The sequence below is a fragment of the Enterobacter cloacae complex sp. IR5384 genome (assembly GCF_049237265.1).
Classification (GTDB): domain Bacteria; phylum Pseudomonadota; class Gammaproteobacteria; order Enterobacterales; family Enterobacteriaceae; genus Enterobacter; species Enterobacter cloacae.
The window spans coordinates 126,987-133,809 of record NZ_JBMKHJ010000013.1 but is presented as its reverse complement, the minus strand read 5'-3'; the positions used below and the strand labels follow the sequence as shown (position 1 = coordinate 133,809).

Here is a 6,823-nt window from a genome sequence, read left to right as displayed (position 1 = left end):
CAGACACCGTCTGAATTTGCAGCGGGCTGGAGAAAGGGTCATTCTGAGAATGAAGATTCCGACGTTACTAACTGAGTGTTGTATCTAATCGTGGGGGCAGGTCACCAGCCGTGGCTAATGCCGGACAAATTACGATGACCAACCCACAGGAAGAACAGACGGAGAACGGAAAAACGCTATGCGTGTATGAGAACACCAATTACCTGTTCACATACGTTACGAGCGCTCAGAGTTGCCTGTATGCAAAAACATTCGATACAGAGGATTCAGAAAATTGAAGAAGGAAGAAGAGCCGATCACCAGCTTTATCTGGTGTGGTGCTACGGTGTGCGTTTATACGCAGGTAGTAAAGTTTGCAGGGACGACGATACAGCGTCACCTGTTACCAACAAACCTCAGAAGAGCAGTTGATCAGCAAGTGGCAGGGGGCGCCAACCACCAAGAAGCCAGCCCCCGCCGTATTCAACATTCCCAACGGAGAGAAGGAAATGGAGAACAGCAGCATTATGGCTTTAGCGCTCGCGCTGTGCAACGTCAAAGCCGGAAGACAGGGTGATGGAGAGATAAAACCTCTCCGAGTGCCAGCTATGACAGGAAGCCAGCTTCATTTGCTTATGATATGGCTACGGGCTTTACAGGGATGATACGAGGGGCGCAATGCCCCCTTTACAGCTGTACCTCCCACGGATAAGTTTTCATTTTCCTCATTGGGTACTCTTGACCATTCACGGTGAAGGTGAGTTTCTCTGTATCAATCTCCCCCTCAACCTCCTTGTAGTCGAATGGAAATTTCACTTTGTTATCATCAATCTTGTATAGGCCGCCTGGAATGTTAGCGCCATGCTCAACCTGCAAATAATCCCCCTTGATTGTCCAGCGTCCATCTACCTGGTATCCAATCGCGCTGCCATGTTCATTAAAGTAAATGCTCATGATGATTCCTTACTCTTTGAACTCGATTTCTTGATCGTCAAATTCCCCTTTGCGAGAAATCTTGACTGAAAAACGTTTGAAGGTTTTGAAAAACTCCTCAAGCGTCATTGTGACTTTTTCCCTTCTTAACCCATGTTCATCGTCTGAAACAAATGCTTCAACATCAAAGAAACGCTCTGCTGAGTAGAAGGAAATACCTTTCACAATCTCACCTTCTTTCAATACCCCTTTGTCTCTCAGAAAGTCGCTAAAGTCTTCCTGATCAGCACTGTCTGCTGCAACGCTTCCCTTCCAGTCGTCATACTGAACGTGCGCTTTAAAGTGTTCTTTTTCCATCTTATTTATCCTTTGCTGTGAGTAATCAAAGGTAGCGTAGCGCAGATTTTGGACAATACAAGCCTTATTTCCCGTTGTTATTTTCCCCGTCCTCTTGTCGCATGGACTCGATAAACTCCCGTTGCTCCTGTGTGATTTCAAGTTCTTCCAGCAAGCGATCTAACTCTTCTTTGAGTGATTCCTCTTTAATCTGTCTGTTCCCGATAGCCATGTTCACCCTTGGGAGATTAGGATTAATCTCAGGTTAACCAGGGTGCAGAAAATGCGCAACTAACAGAATTTGGACAATAAAAGCCTAATGCCCGTTGGTGGTAAGACAACGCGCTGAGCCGTTAGGCGAGAACATCAGGGTGTGTCAGACAGTGAAGTTTATCAGGATGACCATGTACCCAAAGGGAGCGAGGCCGAACCGCTGGCAGAGCTTGCATATGGTCTGCAAGTACCATAACCACCATAAAACCTGTTTATTCCCTGCAACGTCATCACGACGTGTGGCATGTGGGAGCATCGGCAAAAATGCGCTTCACTGAAAGGTTATGAGAAGTGCGATCCGTCGCTGCCTGGTGTAGGCTTTGCGTTCATTGTTGGGCTATCGCGGTAAGAACTTGAAACCACCGCCGACGATTGGCTACACTCTCATTTCACCGAGTAACCATTCGTGACAAGTGTCAAAGTAGTGAACTATGGTAGAACGCCTAAGCATGTTAGTAAGCACTACTGCGTAACATGCTGAAAGAACCGGAGATTTTCGAACGGTTCCACCTGGGGAAATTCTGGAGCGGGCGAAGGGAATCGAACAAAAATCCATTCCACTTCTGTAACCTACTAACAGATAACGATATTGCGATCAGCATAGGTAACTGATTACGTGATAATAGAGGATCATTATCGTGTCAATCAAGGGCCAGGCTTACCTATACAAACGAAAAGACGGAATCTGGATGTTTCAGATCTTCGTCCCGAAGTACCTCAGATTTTTATATCCGTGCCGGATGTGGCGCAAAACCACCTCAACCCGCGATCTCAATGAGGCTCGACGGTTCAGAAACTACCTCTTATTAGAATGGGAAGAGCTTAAGCGGAAGTACAATCCGAGCAACCCCGATCAGTGGTTGCAGCAGTCAATAGCCGCCTTGCATACCGAAGAGAAGAAGAACAAGAGCCGCCCTCAACCTGTAACGCGATCCTGTTCGATTCCCACTCTGTGCCTATTACGGGACGAATACGCCGAAAGCTATAAAAACCGCCGCTCTTATTCAACGTTAAGCAAATCAGCGCGAGCCGTTGAACTATTCCTTGAAAGTGCCAAACAACCGGACATTGCCTTAGAAAGGATAGGCCGCCGCCTGGTGACTGAGTTCCTCGATACACAAAAGGAGAAAGGAGCCGCCGATCAATCTCGTCAAAACTGGCTAACGTGTTTAGGGAGCCTCTACGAGTTTGCAAAGCGCCGCTACGATGGCATACCAGACCGCAACCCTTTTCACGGTCATAACCTCGAAGCACGCCGCACGATAGAGAGTTATCAGCCGTTTGAACCTGACCAGATGCAAAAGTTACTTGATGCAGCAGAGCCGGAGATCAGGAACATCATAATCATGGGGCTGTTTTCAGGATGCCGCCTTGATGAACTGGCAAGCCTAAAGAAGTCAGAGATCAAAACGGTGGAATGTGTACGCTGTTTCTACATTTCGAAATCAAAGACTAAGGCGGGGGTACGGTACGTCCCTATTCATTCCCGGCTATCTGCGATTGTCGATGAATACCTGAACCACAGTTACGGCGAATACCTGTTCCCACAAGCTAACAAGATTAACAGGAAGGATGGTAAGAAAGGGCCGTACTACTCTCAAAACTTCACCAGGTTGCGTGACAAGGTTTTGCCTACCGCTACAGATCGTCAATGCTTCCACAGCTTGCGCGGGATGTTCATCACATGCTTAGACCGTGCCGGGGTGCAGGAAACAAGAATAGGCAGTATCACCGGACACACTGAACAGAAAGCGAAAACCGAAGCATTCCGTACCTATTCACAGGGGGCGAGCATGGAAGAGTTAGCAGGGTATGTCGAATTGGTGGACTACCCTGAAATCTAATTATAGTAACGTTTCAACAAGACCATTATCCTTCCCAGAGTTAGTTAATGAATGTGTATTATTCATTACAACTTTTCATAAAAAAGTTATCATTATTGTATGTTAAAGAAGTTTTGCAAAATGGATTAAAATCAACATGATAATTAAACCCAAGATTCGTGGTTTCATCTGCACAACTACACATCCGGTTGGTTGCCAGGTCAACGTAAACAAACAAATCGAGTACGTCCGCAAAAACGGAAAACTCACTGATGGTCCTGCACGTGTGCTGGTGATCGGTGCCTCAACTGGTTATGGGCTTGCATCCAGAATTTCTGCAGCATTTGGCGGTGGTGCTTCCACTATCGGTATCTTCTTTGAAAAACCGGGTACGGATACCAAGCCTGGCTCTGCGGGCTGGTATAATTCTGCGGCTTTTGATGAAGCAGCGAAACGTGAAGGTCTTTACTCGAAAAGCATCAACGGCGACGCGTTCTCCGATGAGTGCCGCGACGAAGTTATCAGCCTCATCAAAGAAGATCTGGGTCAGATTGATTTAGTGGTTTATTCGCTTGCATCTCCGGTAAGAAAGATGCCAAAAACAGGCGAAATTGTTCGCTCTGCGCTGAAGCCAATCGGTGAGGTTTATACCTCTAAAGCCATTGATACCAACAAAGATCAGATCATTACTGCCAGTATCGAACCGGCAACCGAAGAAGAAGTGCGTAACACTGTTACCGTGATGGGTGGCGAGGACTGGGAACTGTGGATTGATGCGCTTAATAACGCTGGCGTTCTGGCTGATGGTGTGAAGACCGTTGCTTACTCCTACATCGGCACGGATTTGACCTGGCCTATTTACTGGCACGGTGCGCTCGGTAAGGCGAAGGAAGACCTGGATCGGGCGGCAAACGCGTTACGCAACAAGCTGGCTCCTCTCAACGGTGCTGCAAACGTCGCGGTGTTAAAGTCTGTTGTCACCCAAGCGTCTTCAGCTATTCCAGTCATGCCGCTTTATATTTCTATCGTGTTCAAGCTCATGAAAGATCGTGGGATCCACGAAGGCTGCATCGAGCAAATTAATCGTCTGATGACTACCAGCCTATATGGGGGTAGTGCCAAACTTGATGACGAGCAGCGAATCCGCATGGACGATCTGGAACTTCGGGAAGACGTTCAGCAAGCATGTCGAGATCTGTGGCCGACGATCACCAATGAAAATCTGGAGCAGCTAACAGACTACATTGCTTATAAAGAAGAGTTCCTGAAGTTGTTTGGTTTCGGATTTGAAGAGGTTAACTACGAAGCCGATACCGATACAAACATAGATTTTGATGTGAAAACATTAATCTAAGAAAAGGGGGCGCAAGCCCCTTATTTCTTAAACTCTGTATATAATGTGTTGGTTTTCAGCGTTATCAAATCGGAGTTACTAAAAAATAATACTCATCTTGCTGTACGATTCTTAACAACGACTTCTTTAAGGATACGATTATTTATTTTCTCTTTCCACAACCTTTGTTTTTCACTAAGATTTCTTTTCTTCATCGTATCAACAAGGAAATCATACTCTTTATCGTATAAATACCCTTTATCATTTGCATACTCAATCAATGCCAAGTTTGGATTGGCATGAATATTTTTCTTAATCCTTTTCAACCCTTCAAACAAAGTTCCAGTTGAAATATTCAAAAACCTATTTATACAAACGTTACCGACATACGTGGTATTGCCATTTTTTTTATTTTCAATATAGCAATGCTCTTTGATATCTTGACCACAGGGACAGAAATCCATTTCTTCAGAAACTTCTATCGAATGTAGACTCCACTCTGTTTTGGCAACTTCGAAGTTTTTTGAAACAGATAACGACAAAATATGTTCTTTTAGCCTTTCAAAGTTATGGTTTTCCATCAAAAGATCTCCAGAAATAGAAAAAGCGCTACTAATGAGCGCTTTGAGATGTTTTTACTTTTTCCCTTTTTTAGGGGGGATTTTTACAGTTTCCGTAACAGTTGTCCCTGGACGTTTCTTAGCCTCTTCCGGCTTTACAAACTGACCAGTACCCGCATCACGAACTACCTTTTGTTTAGGCATGAAAACACCTCATCTTAAATGAAGGATAGAACTACTTAACCTTTTTAATAGTAGGTAATAAGCGAAGCGGCGTCAAAGAAAAAACAAAACATCTACACAACATTAAAAAACATCATACAACATATAGCAAAAAAAGTAATATCTACCGTCATCCCCCAGTTGATGACCGTCCCCCCACTCAGTCACAGCCCTCAAATATTTTCGGCAGTGACGAGGCGGTCTTTATAATAGACCGTGAAGATTGCATAGATGCGATTGTTAATGCTAAACAAAAGATCATTCATGGCACTGAGGCTGAATATGGAATCACGATACACTCTGGTTGATGCAGTGCCACCCGCAGAGGACTTTTGCCGCTTGCGCATCATATCCGGTTTAACCCCCCGCCCTCTTGAGGCCGCAAAACAAGCCCTCCCAAGAAGCTGTCATGGCGTATATATTGAATATTCTGATCTTATTGTCGACATGGGGCGGATTGTCGGAGATGGAGCGCTCAACTTCGAAATCGTAGATGTTGCAGTCGATCCAGAACATCAAGGTAAAGGGCTGGGCCGGAAAGTCATGGAGGCATTAATGTCCTGGCTCGGGCAACAAGCACCAGTTGGAGCATACATTACCTTGATCGCAGATGTTCCAGAGCTATATGAAAAATTCGGTTTTAAAACCGTCCGTCCTGAAAGCGAAGGGATGGCGCTCATTTGGGGATCGCATTAATGGAACGAATCATCGAAATATTGCAATACACATTACGCAAAGGCACCGGAGTCACTTTTCACAATATCATGCGGGAAATCAGCATTCCCCTACACCAGCGCCACGGGATCGAGGTTATTTCGTTCGGACACTCCATGCATAACCCGGATTGCTACTATTTGATACGCGCTTTTGATAGCCATGAGAACATGGTTGTTGTCCTTGATGCTTTTTATGCAAGCACTGACTGGCGCAGCGGCCCACGCGAAGACATCATCAGCTGTATAGAAAGCAGCCAAAAAACAGTGGTAAGCATGCCGTCTGGAAGTATGGAAGAGTTAGATAGGTATGTGGCGATGGTAAATGCCCAGTAAATTCGCTTCTGCTGCCGGACAAACTTTAAAACTCATCAAAACTACACCTTCACCGCTTACACAACATGATACTTTCCGCCATACCAGCGAAAAAGAATGGAGACAGTTGCAGCTAAGGCACGCGATAATCCGCGCTCAAGCGAAAAAACTAAACAGCGTGCAGCAACGGTGTTAGCTCAATCTACAAACTAAAAAAACGAGAAAAGGGGCATTAGCCCCTTTGCTGTATCAATCACCACATCAAACATCCCGAGATTCAGTTTTGCGTTCTGTTTTTCTACGTTTTTCAAAGGTGCGGATTGCATCCCAGATAAA

At 45.3% G+C, this 6,823-nt stretch carries 9 protein-coding genes; 4 read left to right on the top strand and 5 right to left on the bottom strand.

All coding sequences use genetic code 11. The annotated features are described in order from the left end of the window. Positions 1 to 666: 666 nt before the first annotated feature. The 3 genes from ACOTX3_RS13155 to ACOTX3_RS13145 all read right to left on the bottom strand — a co-directional run bounded on the left by ACOTX3_RS13155 (position 667) and on the right by ACOTX3_RS13145 (position 1,480). Positions 667 to 933: a hypothetical protein gene (locus ACOTX3_RS13155; RefSeq protein WP_039271888.1), complete on the bottom strand. Its 267-nt coding sequence runs from the start codon at positions 931 to 933 to the stop codon at positions 667 to 669. A gap of 9 nt (positions 934 to 942) precedes the next feature. Next, a complete protein-coding gene (locus ACOTX3_RS13150) occupies positions 943 to 1,269 on the bottom strand; it encodes a hypothetical protein (protein ID WP_039271889.1) in 327 nt (108 codons plus the stop codon). Between the two features lie 64 nt (positions 1,270 to 1,333). After that, positions 1,334 to 1,480: a hypothetical protein gene (locus tag ACOTX3_RS13145; protein ID WP_421631613.1), complete on the bottom strand. Its 147-nt coding sequence runs from the start codon at positions 1,478 to 1,480 to the stop codon at positions 1,334 to 1,336. Between the two features lie 679 nt (positions 1,481 to 2,159). On the opposite strand from ACOTX3_RS13145, the gene ACOTX3_RS13140 reads away from it, so the two are divergent. Together ACOTX3_RS13140 and fabV are read left to right on the top strand one after the other, a co-directional pair. Then, complete coding sequence (locus tag ACOTX3_RS13140; RefSeq protein ID WP_023294888.1) at positions 2,160 to 3,365, top strand: tyrosine-type recombinase/integrase; 1,206 nt, start codon at positions 2,160 to 2,162, stop codon at positions 3,363 to 3,365. Between the two features lie 136 nt (positions 3,366 to 3,501). After that, positions 3,502 to 4,698, top strand: coding sequence for an enoyl-ACP reductase FabV (fabV, locus tag ACOTX3_RS13135; protein WP_023294887.1), 1,197 nt, complete (start codon positions 3,502 to 3,504; stop codon positions 4,696 to 4,698). 92 nt (positions 4,699 to 4,790) lie between these two features. Here the strand turns inward: fabV and ACOTX3_RS13130 are convergent, their stop codons facing one another. Together ACOTX3_RS13130 and ACOTX3_RS13125 are read right to left on the bottom strand one after the other, a co-directional pair. Next, the gene (locus tag ACOTX3_RS13130) at positions 4,791 to 5,258 is read right to left on the bottom strand and encodes a hypothetical protein (RefSeq protein WP_023294886.1); all 468 of its coding nucleotides are present in this window, start codon (positions 5,256 to 5,258) and stop codon (positions 4,791 to 4,793) included. A gap of 54 nt (positions 5,259 to 5,312) precedes the next feature. Beyond that, positions 5,313 to 5,441, bottom strand: a complete 129-nt coding sequence (locus ACOTX3_RS13125; protein WP_023294885.1) for a hypothetical protein — start codon at positions 5,439 to 5,441, stop codon at positions 5,313 to 5,315. Positions 5,442 to 5,741: 300 nt separating this feature from the next. Here ACOTX3_RS13125 and ACOTX3_RS13120 point away from each other — a divergent pair, with 300 nt between their 5' ends. Together ACOTX3_RS13120 and ACOTX3_RS13115 are read left to right on the top strand one after the other, a co-directional pair. Then, positions 5,742 to 6,155: a GNAT family N-acetyltransferase gene (locus ACOTX3_RS13120; RefSeq protein WP_023294884.1), complete on the top strand. Its 414-nt coding sequence runs from the start codon at positions 5,742 to 5,744 to the stop codon at positions 6,153 to 6,155. Continuing rightward, on the top strand, positions 6,155 to 6,508 hold the full coding sequence (locus tag ACOTX3_RS13115; RefSeq protein WP_023294883.1) for an NIPSNAP family protein: 354 nt from the start codon (positions 6,155 to 6,157) through the stop codon (positions 6,506 to 6,508). Before ACOTX3_RS13120 ends, ACOTX3_RS13115 begins: the two co-directional genes overlap by 1 nt. Positions 6,509 to 6,823: the final 315 nt, after the last annotated feature.